The following is a 15,864-nucleotide window of genomic DNA, read 5'->3' as shown; positions in this document are numbered from 1 at the left end:
ACCCATCGCAATATATCGCAACAAGTTAGTCCCACTTTCCTTATGATTCTTTAACGTCGCAGCCTTCATCAGTACAATAAGAAGTTTCCGTTTTCTTCGGATTCAATGATTGCAATACTTGCTCTTTATTTTCCTCTTCCCATACTTTTTCAAGTACTTCAGAAAATACCTCTGCAGGTTGAGCACCTGACACAGCATATTTCTCATTGAAGACGAAAAACGGCACACCCTGCACTCCAATTTGACGTGCTACTGTAATGTCATTTTGGACAGCCTTCATATAATCATTTGATTGAAGAATCTCTTTAACCTCTTCTTTATTTAAACCAACCTCAGCGGCTAGTTCGATTAATGTATCATGATCGCTCATTAGTCTAGACTCTGTAAAATAGGCATGCAAAAATCTTTCTGTTATTTCTTTTCCCTTTCCAAGCTTCGTTGCATATTTAGCAACGCGGTGGGCATCGAAGGTATTTGCATATTGCATCGTATCAAAATTATAAGTTAATCCTTCTGCAGCCGCTTGCTGCCCAACTTGGTTATTCATTACCTTTACCTGATCCAGTGGAATACCTTTTAATTCAGAGAAAGTTTCGTAAAAATCTTTCCCAGGAATATGTTTTGCCGTTGGGTCAAGCTGATAGCTTTTATATTCGACAGTTATGTCATCACTATGTTCAAACTGTTGCATTGCATTTTCTAATCTGCGTTTTCCAATATAACAAAATGGGCAAACAAAATCAGACCATACCTCGATCTTCATATATTACACACTCCTTTTCTAAATGCTATTGTAGCACAGCATTTCTTTTGACAAAAATTATGTGCTTGCTCGTTGCACTTACATTTTATCATATGATAAATCAAGGTAATCATGTAAAAAACAGCTAAAGCAATCTGCTTTAGCTGTTTTCATCTAATAATGATTGGCCCATGATGCTCACTCGATTCGTATTCTTCAATTCCTCGAGGTTTTTCACACCAATACCAAACATCGTCATTTTCAATTCTAACTCAATTTGCTCCATTGTTTCGATAACTGATTCTGCTGATTCTGTTGCAGCCTTCAGTAAGTGACGTGCGAAGCCAATCATGTCCGCGCCAATCGTTATTGCTTTAGCCGCTTCGACACCATTTTTCATCCCACCGCTGGCAACAAGTGGTACTTCAGGTAATTTACTTCTAACAGATACGAGACAATCCTTCGTTGGTATTCCCCAATTATTAAATGCTTCTGCTGCTGCTTTTCTTAATGGAGTTCTTGAACGCAGCTTTTCAACCTGACTCCAAGACGTTCCACCTGCACCTGCAACATCAATATATGAAATTCCTGCATTATATAATTTTTCTGCAACGGTACCATCAATACCAAAACCTACTTCTTTCACACCGACTGGTACTTCAAGCGTCTTACAAACTTGCTCTATTTTCGGCAAGAGACTTTCAAAGTTCAAATCTCCACCATCTTGAACGACTTCCTGTAGGCTATTCAAATGTAGTACAATCGAATCTGCACTTGTTTTGTCTATGATGCGCTGACATTCTTCAGCACCATAACCATAATTTAATTGAACAGCACCGAGGTTTACGATTAATGGTGTATTTGGTGCTTGCTCACGAATTAAGAAAGATTCTTTATATGCATCACTCTCAAGAAATGCTCGTGTTGAACCAATTGCAAGAGCCCATCCCTTCTCTTCGGCAGCTATTGCTAGGTTTTGATTAATCGTAACAGCTAAATCAGATCCGCCTGTCATTGAGCTTACTAAAAAAGGAGCCCTTAACGCTCTATTTAAAAAGCTTGTCTTAATTTCGATGTCATCAAAATTAATCTCTGGTAATGCATTATGTATAAAATGGATCCCTTCAAGACCCGTTGATTTATTTACACCTTCAACTTTTCCAGTTAAACAGAGACGAATATGCTCCGTTTTTCGTTGATTGATTCCCTTTTCCATATAAGGTACCTCACTTTACTAAAATAATCCACATTTAATAGTGTACTTGTTTCCCAATCAAAATAAAAGGAAATCGAGTTAATTAGATCGTGGATCCTTCTTGGGAAAAATTGTATAACTGAAACTAATCAGGAAATCAGCAGCCAATACGATTGACCATAGACGAAGTGTACCGTATAATGCTTCCGTCTGCTCTCGATTGTTGATAAAGAAAATAATTCCTGCTAAAAAAGCACTGCCAATACACCATGCCAGTAAATGCCGATACCATCCGGAACGTTCAGACTTCGCATATTCTTTCCCGTATTTCTTTCTCTTCACTGGCTTCTCACCGTTTGCAAATCTAGCTGCAAAATGTTCGTCTGCCCATTTAATCATCTGGTGGCCAAATGCAATACTAACCCCGATATAAATCGCTGCTATTCCATGTACCGTAGTCGCAATCGCCCCGTTTTTCAAATCAATCACAGTTACAATTAATAGGAGCAAATCTACAAGTGGTGTACAAATCAATAATAATGCTCCAAGTTTTTTCATTTTAAAGATATACCTAGCAACTAGACCAGCTATTACGAGTACCCAGAACAAAATTTCACAAGCGATAATCACATAACCGACCATTTCACTTCCCCTTTGCAAATGGATTTCCTCTAAAGATAATGTAGCATAATACTTTTATATAATACAGCCGTGTTATACTAAGAGTATGCCAATAATAATTAACCATGAATAAAGAAAAATACAAATCGCTTAAGCAACATGGAAGGTCATCATTCGTGATGAATTTAAACATGCTTCTGTACGCTAAAGAAGCCAGGCTTTCTGTAGGAGTCCTACTCCACTATTTCACAACACAATTGGAATTATTTTATCCTTTCTTAACTACTAAATAAAGGAGAAAATTTATGATAGAGAAAGCAAAAGCATTTGCAGCAAAAGCACACGAAGGCCAAGTGAGAAAAAATTCTGATGTTCCTTATATCACCCATCCGATTCGAGTTGCCGAGAGATTACAGAAATCCGGATTTAGAGAAGCATTAATCTGTGCTGGCTATCTCCATGATGTCGTGGAAGATACACTAGTTGAAATTGAGGATATTGAAAGGGAATTCGGGAAAGAAGTGGCAGAGCTCGTTGCTGCTCACACGGAAGATAAATCAGAATCCTGGCAGGAACGTAAACAGCATACAATTGATACGGTTAAAAGTGCTGAAAAGGAAATAAAATATTTAATTGTTGCGGATAAACTCGATAATCTGCTTGGTCTCGAACAGGATCTTAAAAAACAGGGAGATATCGTTTGGAATAACTTCAATGCCGGGATTGACAAGCAGAAATGGTATAACGAGTCGATTGCGGAGAATATGTATACTGGGTTGGATGAGGAGGATATTCCTGAATATTTTAGAAAATATGAACTTGCTGTGCAGCGTGTTTTTCGGTAATAACTACATTCCTGTGAACAACTCATTAATATAAATAGTAAGATTAGGAATAGTTTGGATTGATTGTTTCATTTTATGTTTGTACCTCCAGTAGCTATTACCCTACTTTGAAACATGTTATTGTATTGGACAATTAACCATAGCGTACTAAAAAAGAGAAGCAAATTATTTACTACTTGCTTCTCTTTTTCTCTAATCATAAACCGACTCGGCGTATCAGCCACGACGCTTATATTTACTTTTCAAATCCTTAGAAACCTGCTTCCATTTGTTTCTTTCTTCCTGCTGTGCCTTCTGATCCTGCTTTCTTTTCTCATATGCGAGTTCGCGCTGGAGCTTCAAATAATTGTGAAAGCGTCCTTCAGGCAGCTCTCCATTTTCTAAGGCTTCTCTTACAGCGCAGCCTGGCTCTGACTCATGTCTGCAATTTGCAAATCGGCAATTCACTGCTAATCCTTCTACATCTTGGAATGTCGCATCGATTGCTGACTCGCCCTCCCATAATTGCAGCTCCCTCATTCCGGGTGTATCAATCATGAGTGCTCCATTTGGCAGCATGAACATTTCCCGATGTGTCGTCGTATGGCGTCCCTTACTGTCAGATTCACGAATACCCTTCGTATCTTGCACCTCTTTTTCAAGCAATGTATTCACTAAGGTTGACTTCCCTACACCCGAAGATCCGAGCAGCGCCGCTGTCCGACCAGCCGGCAAGAGCTCCAGTAACTCCTCGATACCGTCCTTCGTTAAACTGCTGACCGCTATTATGGGGATTCCAATGGCAACTGATTCCACTTCAGCAATCGCAGTCTCAACTTCTTCTTGAGAGCATTCATCCTTCTTTGTCAGAACAATGACAGGTGAAGCACCACTTTCGTATGCCGCTAGCACATAACGTTCGATTCGTCTCATATTCAAATCATGGTTTAGCGAATTGACGATAAATATCGTATCAATATTCGTCGCGACGATTTGCGCCTCTGTTCTTAGACCTGCTGCCTGTCTGACAAACTGACTCTTCCGTGGCAGTACCTGCTTAATAACGGCCTTCTGTTCATCAGTTAGCTTTTGTACCTCTATCCAATCTCCAACTGCTGGAAAATCGAGTGCTGTGGCTGCATCATTAAGGAATTTACCACTAAGATGTGCTAAATATTCGATTTCCCCGTCAGATATACGATAGCTGTTTTTCTGTACGGTGATTACACGGGCAATAAACTCCGTGTTTATTGCTGTATTCGAGCTTTCCCAACCAAGTTTAATAAGATTATTCAATTTTACTTTCCTCCTGTTTTTATGGAGGAAAAGTCACCTAAACCGACTGTTCCTCCATTTTTCCGCTAGTGTATTTGATTTCGATTGTTAAAATTTGAGTTTCAATCATACTGCATCACACCTTTCTAAATGGATGAACCTATTTTTTACTAGTTTACTACAAAACAGAGTAATTGTGCGAATTATTTCATAAAAAAGGTTGTCATCTTGGTTAATATAAAATGCTGCATCATCTAGGACGACTATTCCTTCTGGCCAGTCGCTGCGAAAATACACTACGCTTTCCGCGGGGAGCTGGAGTCTTCGTGTATTTCCTTCGCTGGGGTGGTGCATTATATATAATTTGTAAACCCTTTTCAAAAAGAATTACATTTTTCACTCTTACAGCGATTGATTGCAGAGAAGGACAGGAAGTTAGACTAAAAGGGAAAAATCAGCGGCTAAGAATCTAGCTGAAGTGGTGTTGCAGGAATGAGCTTTCTTCGCCCAGATTGCATCATTCTCACTATTTATATATAAAGCAATAACCCATAGAAAATCGCCATAAAAAAATCAGATGTGCATATTTACACATCTGATTCCCTATTAATTATCGATTATTATTTTCATTTGGTGCTTTATTTATACGGATGTTGCGATCTAGTGTTGCGAGTTTCTTCATGTCTGCTTCACTTAGCTCGAAGCCGAATACATCGATATTTTCCTCGATTCTTGAAGGTGTGACAGATTTGGGAATGACGACAACGCCTGTTTGCAAATGCCAGCGAAGAATGACTTGTGCAGGCGTCTTCCTGTATTGTTCAGCTAATTCTCTCACAACGTCGTCTTCCAGGACATCTCTTCCATTCATTAACGGACTATATGCTTCAACTAGAATTCCATGTTTTTGACAGAATTCCTTTAATTCTTTTTGCTGTAAGTATGGATGACATTCCACTTGGTTAATCGCTGGAACGATTTCGCATTCATTTAAAATACGCTCTAGATGCTCGATAGCAAAGTTACAAACACCAATTGCCTTTACACGCCCATCTTTATAGAGCTTTTCCAGCGCCTTATACGTTTCCACATATTCATCAAATTTAGGAGTTGGCCAGTGGATTAGGTATAGATCCACATAATCCAGCCCGAGTCTTTCTAAACTTGCATCAAATGCTTTTAATGTATTTTCATAGCCATGGTCTGCATTCCAAACTTTAGTTGTAATAAAAAGTTCTTCTCTAGGAATATTGCTATTCGCAATTGCTCTGCCAACGCCTGCTTCGTTTCCGTAAACCTTCGCTGTATCGATGGAACGATAGCCAGATTCAAATGCCTTTTCTACTGCTGCAGTTGCTTCTTCGTCGGGTACCTGCCAGACGCCAAAACCTAATTGTGGCATCTCTAGACCATTGTTTAGTGTAATGTTTTGCATATTATCGCATCCTCTCTAACCGTATTGGTTTTAGTTTATCATATTTCTTTAAAATTGCGACTCCTTCCATTTATTTCTTGCAAATGTGAAGTTCCCTTCATATCTAGTTAGTGTCTGATTTGCAAGTAAATATGTGATTGGAAAAAGTCGATCCAAGAAATACCTGTCGTGTGAAACAGCGATGATCGTTCCATCAAATAAATTAAGTGCCTCCTCTAATACTTCCTTCGACTCAATATCCAAATGGTTTGTTGGTTCATCTAAGATTAAGAGATTATGATTTTGATGAACAAGTTCTGCTAATCTTAGGCGCATTTTCTCTCCACCACTTAGATCTTTCACTTTTTGAAACACAGTTTTACCATAGAATAGGAATTTTGCTAATATTGCCCTAGCTTCCCCTTCTGCAACATGCACATGGTCACGGAACTCCTCTAAAATTGTTTGATCGCTATTAAGCTCCAATACATGCTGGGAAAGAAAACCAACCGATAAATTGCTGCCTATTTTAACCGCTCCACTATCCGCGTATTCTTTTCCCAAGATAATGTTTAATAGACTTGATTTCCCTGTTCCATTTCCTCCAATAATCGCAATCCTTTCCTGGAAACGAACATGCATATTCACCGAATCGAATAGCTTTTTATCTGCAAATTGCTTGCGAACATTTTCGAATATGACAACATCCCTACCACTTCGATTGTTAATCTGAAAGTCGAGACTAATCTTTTTCTGTTCTAATATTGGCCGCTTAAGCACTTCGATTCTCTCAAGTGCTTTTTCCATGCTTTTTGCCCGCCGATGCAGCCCGTCATTTGGTGGATTGGCCTGATTTGCCCATTCCTTCAATCGCTTGATTGTTTCTTTCATTTTCTTTATTTTTTTTTGCTGATCCTGGTAATGCTGAAATTCCTGAAGCAAACGCGTTTCCCTCTCAATTACATAGTTTGAGTAATTTGTCTGATAGGTAATTAATTCTCCCTGATCGATTTCCAGAATAGACGTAACTGTTTCATCTAAAAAATATCGATCATGGGATACGATAATGACGGTTCCAGCGTACTGCTTGATAAATTCAGTCAGCCATTCAATTGCCAGAAAATCCAAATGATTTGTTGGTTCATCAAGTAGTAATAAATCCGGTGCTGAAAGCAGCAGCCTAGCCAATCCGATCTTTGTTCTTTCACCACCGCTCAAGGTTCTCCATTCCTTATTCGCTAAATCCTCAATCTGAAGACCAGCCATAATTCTCCTCACCTGTGCATCCACTTCATAGCCGCCATCTTCTTGGAATTTCTCTTGTAAATCTCCATATTTTTCTATATAGCTTGTTAATCGATCTGGATTTGTTTCAGTACTCATTTTTTCCTCTAATTCCATCATCTTAGCTCGTAATTTATTTAAATCAGAAAAGACATTATAGAGAAGTGTCACAGATTTAGTTTCTCCATCAATTTCAGGACTCTGTTCCAATAACCCAATCGTTAGCCCCTTTTTCCAAGTAATTACTCCCAATGCAGGCTCTGTTTTTCTGGCGATTAAATGCAATAATGTCGTCTTTCCTTCGCCATTTCTGCCAATTAATCCAATCCGGTTTCCTTGTTTAATTTCACATGTCATTTCACTGAATATCGTATTTGCTCCGTACGTTTGTGTAACATTATTTAAACTGCAAATGATCATTTTCTCTTCCTCCGATATAGAAGAGACACTGTTTTATGCATATCAAAAAGACGTCAGGAAGTGAACCTCCTAACGTCTTTATTCCGACCGCAGGCAGATGTCTCTCACTGGTATTTTTACTGCTCTATTGTTCTGAAAAAGGACAGACTAATCCCGTTGAACAAAAATGCAGCAAAAATAGCATAGCGAATACATAGGTACTCTCTAAGTTTCACTACACCACTACCAGCAAATTCCATCTTACCCACCTCCTTTAAATATACATCTTAATATTATGATAAATATAATTATGATGTCAATAGTTATTTTATAACAGGAAAAAATACTTAACATTAACTTAACAATTCTAATTTTAAGGACGATATAAAATAAAGCTACATTTTGTATTATTCTAGTTAAATAAGTTTCATAGGTAATCTGGGGGGAATATTATGAAAAACAAACAGAGAAAACAAAAAGATAAAAAGAAAAGCAGATTCACATGGAAAGATATTAGAATTGGTCAAAAGTATTTATTCGCATTTTTCACGACAGTAGGACTAATTATTATCGCTAGCTTTATCGTCTTCCTGCAATTAAATAAAACAGAAGATAACATTAAGGCAATGGAAAAACAAAATGAATGGGTAAATGAAATGACACAGCTGTCCTCACTCATCCAATTGCAAGATTTTCAAATTGCAGAATATTTATTAACACAGGAAGAACAGTATATTGATACATATAATGCATACACAGAACAAATCAATACTATAATCGCGGATTTGACACCAGCATTAACGACAAAGGAACAGAAAGAAACATTTAATACAATTCAAGATAATATTAATGGGATAAAGGATACCTTTCTGAATAAAATGGTTCCTGCAGTGGAAGAGGATTTAGTTGTATATGCTACCTCACTACGAAGCTATTCATCAAAATATCGAAATGAAATTCTTGAACAAGTAGAACATTTAACAAACGATGTTAAGAAGGAACAGGAAGAACTAGTTAAAACATCTACAAATAATATCAATAGCAGCATGCTCATTTTGTTTATTGCTATTTTTACCGTAGTGGTAATTGGAACAATACTAATGCTATTTGTTAGTCGAAAGATTGCAGTCGGACTATCAAACTTAGTGAAACTAACGAAAGAAGTAGCAGATGGGAATCTGCAAGTTGACTCAATTGACTATGACGGTAAAGATGAGATTGGCCAATTAGCAGCCACTGTTAATCAAATGAAGGACAGCCTTAAACACATTTTAACTAACATAGCAAATGTAGCAAATTCCGTTTCAACGAGAAGTGAGAATTTAACACAATCTGCAAAAGAAGTAAAAGAAGGAAACATTCAGATTGCTAGGACAATGGAGGAGCTATCTGCTGGTGCAGAAACACAGGCAAATGGTGCATCGGATTTAGCAGAAAATATGTCTGATTTTGTAAAGCGTGTATTATTATCAGAACAAAGCGGCAATGAAATTGCAGCAAGTTCATTCGATATTTTATCCTTAACAAGTAATGGCACCACGCTTATGAATAACTCGGTTTCACAGATGAAACAAATCGATACCATCGTTTCCGACGCTGTTGAAAAGGTTAAGAATTTAGATAAACAATCTGCAGAGATTTCGAAGCTGGTGACTGTCATTCGTGATATTGCAGACCAAACCAATTTACTATCATTGAATGCGGCGATTGAGGCGGCGAGGGCTGGAGAGCATGGTAAAGGCTTTGCTGTTGTTGCTGACGAAGTGAGAAAGCTCGCGGATCAAGTAGCCTCTTCTGTAGAAGGAATTAAAACAATTGTTACAGCAATTCAAACGGAAACTGTTCAAGTTGTCAACACATTAAGTGCTGGCTATCACGAGGTTCAAGAAGGAACAACCCAAATTGAAGCAACAGGAAAAAGCTTTGCATCCATTAATGCTGCGGTTTCCGATATGGCTACAAAAATTGATGCCATATCAAACAACCTAAATGAAATCACAACTACAAGCAGTAATATGAATAATGTTATAGAAGATATCGCTTCTGTCTCAGAAGAATCAGCTGCTGGAGTGGAACAGGTTGCTGCTTCCACACAACAATCTGCTAGTTCTATGGAAGAAGTTTCACACAATGCGGACGAGTTAGCAGATCTAGCAGAACAAATGAACTATGAAATAAATCTGTTTAGACTTTAGTTTTAAAGTGATTTGAATAGGTTGTCATCAAGACTTTAGGTGACACCCTGAGTGCACTTTAATGTTAAGAAAGCTATAATACTTTACTTATCTACTTAAAAAGCTCAGAATTTCTGAGCTTTTTTATTCCATTATTTATTTTCCTCATAATGAACGATTGATGTAAAGTGTGACGTTAGGATGATGGATGCTTACAGGCTAATCGCTTGGAAAATACACTGCGCAAACCTTAGAGGAGCTGGTGAGCCTAACTCTATTTGTAGTAGATCTTTAAATTATCCCAATTAGATTTCCAATTCTTTTTACTTATTCTTTCTTGGTAAATTTCCAAGCGTTTCTCAGTTTCTGGGAGTTGGTTTCACTTCTAAATTGATTAGATCATTAATTCCAAATGGAGCTGTTAAAATAACATGGTTTTCTTCAGCCAACTTTACACCTAAAGCTGTTGCAGTTTCTGGGAACTTTGAGATAGCATCAACAGAAGAACGATAAGGAGGGACATTATTTCTAAGGTGCATTCTGGCTTCATTCTTCACCGACCAAGGAATATCCGGTCTAAGCGCTAATAATTTCTGTTCGAGCTTCTTTTCTTCTAATTCATCGATATTTGTTGGGTCAAAATAAATGACATCAATATCGAGAAGGGGGGTTCTATCTTTAAAATTATGTAAAGCATCCCATATCTTTGATCTTATAAATCCAGCACAAATCCACCAATCAGACAAATTCAATGACTTGGCACTATCTAATATTTCCATCATCCATTGATCTTCTTTAATAAGTCTAACAATTGTTTTTTCATTTAACACAATAAAGTAACTCCTTACGATCGAACCCCTATATTAGATATTCTTTTATTTCTGATACTATAAGACTTAAGCCTTCTGAATTTCCAACCATTCATCTTCTAAAATGCTCATTTCCCATAAACTCCAGTATTCATCACCATTTTTCCTTGAATCTCTATGCAACCCCTCTTTTATGAATCCTGCTTTTTCGTAACAAGCGATGGCAGAAACATTTAAATCAAAAACTCCGAGACTAACTCGATGTAATTGAAGCCCCTTAAATGCAATATTAAGGAGTTCCTTAATCATTTGCTGACCTATTCCCTTACCTCTTGTATCTTTATTACCTACTAATACTTTTCCTACTCTTGCAGATTTGTTTTTTCTATCAATTCTTCCAAGAGAGATATGTCCAATAGCATCCCCTGATTCCTTTTCAAAAACTTTATAAATCAACGTTGCTGAGTTATCACTATTGGCATTTTCAATGTATTTTTCTAGTTGTTTTTCATCCAAAGGGTAAACAAACTCAGGTCCACCCCATTGAAGCAGGAACTCAGGTGAATGAATCCAATTGATAAGTTGCTTGAAGTCCGACGGTTCAAAATATGTTAGTTCAACCATACTATCCTGCACCACTCCCTCTAATTCATTTTCAAACACTATAATCCTCATCAAGATGAACTTGCTCAAAGTGTTCCACTGTTGGAAATGGGTCATAATATTTATGTAATTGTTTTTTCCATTCTTGATATTCTTCTGATTGTCTAAACCCTACTGTATGGTCCTCTAATGTTTCCCATTTAACTAACAGTAGATATTTCCCTTCCGATTCTATACAGCGTTGTAATTCGTGTGAAACATAACCTGTCATTGATGAAATAATTTCTGATGCTTCACGAAACGCTTCCTCATATTCAGCTCCCATACCTTTCTTAACATGTAGCATAACAGCTTCCAATATCATTTCATTATCCCCTTTTTAAGTAACCTGCCAGAAACAATTGGCTGGTTCAGTTAGATACCAATAAAGAAAATTATAGAGAAACATATTTTTTAAAATAATCAGTTTAAGTGATTATACAAAAAAAGGTACAGATCGTATTAATTTGCACCTTTTATAGTATTTTAGTTAGTTGTTTCACCTCAGTAACTGAACACAGGTAAGACTCTATTCTCATTATTTTAAATCGAAGGTCCCATTTTTCACATGATCAGGATGTCTAAAACAACCCTTCGTATGATCATTTACCATTCCTGTCGCTTGCATAAATGCATAGCAAATCGTTGGTCCGACAAATTTAAAGCCGCGTTTTTTTAGATCTTTACTCATCCGCTCCGATTCTGGTGTAGACACAGGGATCTGCCTACTTTCCTCCCAATGATTGATAATTGGCTTGCCATCAACAAACTGCCAGATATACGCGTCAAATGTGCCGAATTCTGCTTGCACATTCAAGAATGCTTTTGAATTAGAGATAACGGAATTGATTTTTAGCTTATTTCTAATAATGCCTTCGTTTTGCCTTAATTCCTCTACTTTCGGCTCATCATAGTTCATAATGATTTCCGGATCAAAATTATCAAATGCTTCCCTGTAATTCTCCCTGCGTTTAAGGATTGTAATCCAGCTTAAACCTGCTTGTGCTCCTCCAAGCGAAAGCATTTCGAATAATTTATGATCGTCATGAAGAGGGACACCCCATTCCTCGTCGTGATAATCCAAATAAATTGAGTCTGTTGTAACCCACTCACATCGTTTTTGTTCCATCTTAGCTCTCATCCAATTCTATGTCTTTTTTATCAAAGGAACTCTACCCTACCGTTTATCGGGAGGCCCATTATTCATTCCATATGCTTAGAGTACCTAAAACAATCCTTTGTATGGTCATTCACCATTCCCGTCGCTTGCATAAATGCATAGCAGATCGTAGGACCGACAAATTTGAATCCCCGTTTCTTTAAATCATTACTCATTCGCTCTGACTCTTCAGTAGATGCTGGCACTTGCCCATGTTCTTCCCATTGATTAATAATTGGCCTGCCATCAACAAACTGCCAGATATACGCGTCAAATGTGCCAAATTGTGCTTTTACTTTCAAGAATGCTTTTGCATTTGTAATAACAGAATTAATTTTTAGCTTGTTTCTAATAATCCCTTCGTTTTGCCTTAACTCCTCTACTTTTGCCTCGTCATAGTTCATTATTACTTCTGGGTCAAAATTATCAAATGCTTCTCGGTAATTCTCCCTGCGTTTAAGAATTGTAATCCAACTTAAACCTGCTTGCGCTCCTTCAAGCGTAAGCATTTCGAATAATTTCCGATCGTCATGAAGAGGAACGCCCCATTCTTTATCATGATACTCCAAATAAATTGGGTCTGTTGTAACCCATGCACATCGCTTCCGTTCCATCTTAGCTTTCATCCAATTCTATGTCATTTTTGTCATAAGAGATCCAGTCACTAAAGCTTCCTGGATATAGTTTCACATTCGTATAGCCAGCAGCTTTTAATGCAAGGATATTCGGACATGCTGATACTCCTGAACCACAGGAGACAATAATTTCCTCATCTTTTGGTAAGGCAGCAAAGTGCTGCTCAAGCTCTTTCCCTTTTTTCCATACACCTTCTCCTGCAAGTACCCCTTTCCAAAAATAATTCTTCGCCCCTGGGATATGTCCTGCCTTACTATATAAAGTCTCGATTTCACCTAAGTAACGTTCTTTTGCACGGGAGTCGATTAATATAGCTGTTTGATTCTCCGTCTTTTCTTTTACTTCTTCCATCGTTACTGTTTGATCATTACGGTATTTTGGCTTAAACTTTTTCCGCTGCAATCTGGAGATTTCCTTCGTAACGTCATTTCCATCTTCAACCCAGCGCTTATATCCTCCCTCAAGGAGATAAACCTTGTCATGTCCACTATTTTCAAGCAGCCACCACAGTCTAGCAGCAAACATCCCATTTCCTTGGTCATAAATCACAACAGTTGTATTTTCATCAATCCCGATATTGCCCATTTTTGCAGTAAAAGTCTCCCTGTTTGGAAGTGGATGGGCACCGCCATGCTTCTCTGCCCTTCCGGATAAATCACGATTTAAATCTAGGTAGACCGCACCTGGAAGATGACTTTCCAAATACATTTTTCTTCCTGCATCGGGATTATCTAATTGGAATCTAACATCAACAATTACGGTATTATCAAGATTGTTCTCAAGTCTCTTCTTCAATCGTTCCACACTAATTAAATTAGACATGATTACCCCTCCAGTATTTTGCTCATATAATATTCATCTACAAATCTACCATCCATAAATAGTGAATCTTGTTTTATTCCCTCAATCTTGAAGCCTGCCTTTTCGTATAACTTTATTCCTGCAATATTTTCTGTAATAACGGTGAGTTCTAATCTATGAATTCCACTGTTTAATGCCCATTTCTCTAGTCCCTCAAATAACCGTGTACCAATACCTCTTCCCCGATTTTCCGCTGAAATACCGATTACTATGTAAGCACAATGCTTATTTTTAATCGTATTCCCGCCAATCGCAAAAAGATAACCGACCAATTTATTATCTTCAACTGATACTAGTATTTCTGAATTACTCTTCTTTGTTAATATTTCAATCATCTGCGCTTGTTTTTCTGCCGAGATCTCCCTTTCTCCTGCTCCGTAAAGCATATAGGGACTTTCTCTTTCTACTTGCCCGATCAATGCGGCTAAATCTTCTGCATCGCTTCGTAATGCTTGTCTAATCATTGCCATCATTCCAATTCATATTCATAATTTATTCGTGAAAAAGCTGGATTATCCTTCTTAATTTATTTCGTGAACCCTGCCGTGTATGATAATATACAATTATATCAAATGAAGGAGCGAATAACCTAATGAAAGAGGAACTAATTAAGCGCTTTACTACATATGCAAAAATTGATACACAATCAAATGAAGATTCGAATACAACCCCTTCTACTCCGGGACAATTTGATCTGCTTCATGTACTTGTAGAAGAATTAAAAGAAATTGGCATGGAGGATGTGGAGCTTGATGAAAACGGCTATTTAATGGCAACCCTTCCTGCAAATACAGACAAAGAAATTCCAACGATTGGCTTTTTAGCACATGTGGATACGGCAACAGATTTCACAGGGAAAAATGTCAATCCGCAAATTGTGGAAAACTTTGATGGAAATGATCTTACACTTAATGAAAAATTGAATATTGTATTATCTGCCAAGGATTTCCCAGAGCTTCCAAGCTATAAAGGGCAAACTTTAATTACTACAGATGGGACAACATTGCTCGGTGCCGATGATAAAGCAGGTATCACAGAAATTATGACAGCGATGAATTACTTAATCCAGAATCCGGAAATCGAACACGGACGTATTCGTGTCGCGTTTACTCCTGATGAGGAAATCGGCCGTGGGCCACATAAATTCGATGTGGAGCGTTTCGATGCAACTTTCGCTTACACAATGGATGGTGGTCCACTTGGAGAATTACAATACGAAAGCTTTAATGCTGCAGCAGCAAAAGTAACATTTAAAGGAAGCAGTGTTCATCCTGGAACAGCGAAGAATAAAATGATTAACGCCGGCAAGCTTGCTACAGAATTTATTGGAAAGTTCCCGGAACAAGAAGCACCAGAACATACAGAAGGACATGAAGGCTTCTACCATCTTATTTCCATTCATGGTGAAGTAGAAAAAACACAAGTATATTACATTATTCGTGATCATGACAGAGACAGCTTTGAAGCCAGAAAAGCAACATTAGAGAAATATGTCAATGAAATGAAGGGAAAATATGGGGAGGCAAATGTTGAGCTTGAATTAAGCGATCAGTACTACAACATGCGTGAAAAGATCGAGCCGGTGATGGAAATTGTCGATATTGCAAGCGAAGCAATGAAGAATTTAGACATTGAACCAATCATTGAGCCAATCCGTGGCGGCACGGATGGCTCGCAATTATCATTCATGGGACTTCCAACACCGAATATATTTGCTGGTGGAGAGAACTTCCATGGTAAATTCGAGTATGTTTCCGTTGAAACGATGGAGAAAGCTGCAAAAGTGATTGTTGAGATTTGTCGCTTGTTTGCTAAGAAATAATAATGAA

Annotated in this window: 16 protein-coding genes and 1 pseudogene; 3 read left to right on the top strand and 14 right to left on the bottom strand. The window is 37.8% G+C overall.

What is annotated here, in order from left to right:
• Nucleotides 1-40: 40 nt before the first annotated feature.
• From CUC15_RS02700 to CUC15_RS02690, 3 genes are all read right to left on the bottom strand, one after another.
• Nucleotides 41-763 (bottom strand): DsbA family oxidoreductase, encoded by a 723-nt coding sequence (locus tag CUC15_RS02700; RefSeq protein ID WP_114915247.1) that lies wholly within the window; start codon nt 761-763, stop codon nt 41-43.
• Nucleotides 764-902: 139 nt separating this feature from the next.
• Nucleotides 903-1,958: a type 2 isopentenyl-diphosphate Delta-isomerase gene (gene fni, locus CUC15_RS02695; protein ID WP_114915246.1), complete on the bottom strand. Its 1,056-nt coding sequence runs from the start codon at nt 1,956-1,958 to the stop codon at nt 903-905.
• Nucleotides 1,959-2,036: 78 nt separating this feature from the next.
• On the bottom strand, nt 2,037-2,579 hold the full coding sequence (locus CUC15_RS02690; RefSeq protein ID WP_114915245.1) for a 2TM domain-containing protein: 543 nt from the start codon (nt 2,577-2,579) through the stop codon (nt 2,037-2,039).
• A 284-nt stretch (nt 2,580-2,863) separates the two neighbouring features.
• Here CUC15_RS02690 and CUC15_RS02685 point away from each other — a divergent pair, with 284 nt between their 5' ends.
• Nucleotides 2,864-3,403, top strand: a complete 540-nt coding sequence (locus CUC15_RS02685; RefSeq protein WP_114915244.1) for an HD domain-containing protein — start codon at nt 2,864-2,866, stop codon at nt 3,401-3,403.
• A gap of 216 nt (nt 3,404-3,619) precedes the next feature.
• Here the strand turns inward: CUC15_RS02685 and rsgA are convergent, their stop codons facing one another.
• The 4 genes from rsgA to CUC15_RS20580 form a co-directional block, all read right to left on the bottom strand.
• On the bottom strand, nt 3,620-4,678 hold the full coding sequence (rsgA, locus tag CUC15_RS02680) for a ribosome small subunit-dependent GTPase A (RefSeq protein ID WP_114915243.1): 1,059 nt from the start codon (nt 4,676-4,678) through the stop codon (nt 3,620-3,622).
• 589 nt (nt 4,679-5,267) lie between these two features.
• The gene (locus CUC15_RS02675) at nt 5,268-6,092 is read right to left on the bottom strand and encodes an aldo/keto reductase (protein WP_114915242.1); all 825 of its coding nucleotides are present in this window, start codon (nt 6,090-6,092) and stop codon (nt 5,268-5,270) included.
• 48 nt (nt 6,093-6,140) lie between these two features.
• A complete protein-coding gene (gene abc-f / locus CUC15_RS02670) occupies nt 6,141-7,775 on the bottom strand; it encodes a ribosomal protection-like ABC-F family protein (protein ID WP_114915241.1) in 1,635 nt (544 codons plus the stop codon).
• Nucleotides 7,776-7,891: 116 nt separating this feature from the next.
• Complete coding sequence (locus tag CUC15_RS20580) at nt 7,892-8,014, bottom strand: RAxF-45 family protein (RefSeq protein WP_278309192.1); 123 nt, start codon at nt 8,012-8,014, stop codon at nt 7,892-7,894.
• Between the two features lie 192 nt (nt 8,015-8,206).
• Between CUC15_RS20580 and CUC15_RS02665 the strand changes: the two genes are divergently transcribed.
• A complete protein-coding gene (locus CUC15_RS02665; RefSeq protein ID WP_114915240.1) occupies nt 8,207-9,949 on the top strand; it encodes a methyl-accepting chemotaxis protein in 1,743 nt (580 codons plus the stop codon).
• Nucleotides 9,950-10,202: 253 nt separating this feature from the next.
• On the opposite strand, the pseudogene CUC15_RS02660 reads toward CUC15_RS02665, so the two are convergent.
• The 7 genes and pseudogenes from CUC15_RS02660 to CUC15_RS02630 form a co-directional block, all read right to left on the bottom strand.
• Nucleotides 10,203-10,710 (bottom strand): annotated as a pseudogene (locus CUC15_RS02660) (nucleotidyltransferase family protein).
• Between the two features lie 114 nt (nt 10,711-10,824).
• Nucleotides 10,825-11,361 (bottom strand): GNAT family N-acetyltransferase, encoded by a 537-nt coding sequence (locus tag CUC15_RS02655; RefSeq protein ID WP_114918359.1) that lies wholly within the window; start codon nt 11,359-11,361, stop codon nt 10,825-10,827.
• Nucleotides 11,362-11,392: 31 nt separating this feature from the next.
• Nucleotides 11,393-11,704 (bottom strand): antibiotic biosynthesis monooxygenase family protein, encoded by a 312-nt coding sequence (locus CUC15_RS02650; protein ID WP_114915239.1) that lies wholly within the window; start codon nt 11,702-11,704, stop codon nt 11,393-11,395.
• Between the two features lie 213 nt (nt 11,705-11,917).
• Entirely contained in the window at nt 11,918-12,508 is a 591-nt protein-coding gene (locus tag CUC15_RS02645) for a DNA-3-methyladenine glycosylase I (protein WP_114915238.1), read from the bottom strand.
• 74 nt (nt 12,509-12,582) lie between these two features.
• A complete protein-coding gene (locus CUC15_RS02640; protein WP_114915237.1) occupies nt 12,583-13,152 on the bottom strand; it encodes a DNA-3-methyladenine glycosylase I in 570 nt (189 codons plus the stop codon).
• 1 nt (nt 13,153) lies between these two features.
• Nucleotides 13,154-13,996 carry a sulfurtransferase gene (locus tag CUC15_RS02635; RefSeq protein ID WP_114915236.1) on the bottom strand — a complete coding sequence of 281 codons (843 nt, stop codon included), beginning with the start codon at nt 13,994-13,996 and terminating at the stop codon, nt 13,154-13,156.
• A gap of 2 nt (nt 13,997-13,998) precedes the next feature.
• Entirely contained in the window at nt 13,999-14,499 is a 501-nt protein-coding gene (locus CUC15_RS02630) for a GNAT family N-acetyltransferase (protein WP_114915235.1), read from the bottom strand.
• 128 nt (nt 14,500-14,627) lie between these two features.
• Between CUC15_RS02630 and pepT the strand changes: the two genes are divergently transcribed.
• Nucleotides 14,628-15,857 (top strand): peptidase T, encoded by a 1,230-nt coding sequence (gene pepT, locus CUC15_RS02625; RefSeq protein ID WP_114915234.1) that lies wholly within the window; start codon nt 14,628-14,630, stop codon nt 15,855-15,857.
• Nucleotides 15,858-15,864: the final 7 nt, after the last annotated feature.

This window comes from Oceanobacillus zhaokaii (genome assembly GCF_003352005.1).
Taxonomy (GTDB): domain Bacteria; phylum Bacillota; class Bacilli; order Bacillales; family Amphibacillaceae; genus Oceanobacillus; species Oceanobacillus zhaokaii.
Note: the sequence above shows the minus strand (reverse complement) of the source record. Positions and strands in the feature narration are given on the sequence as shown.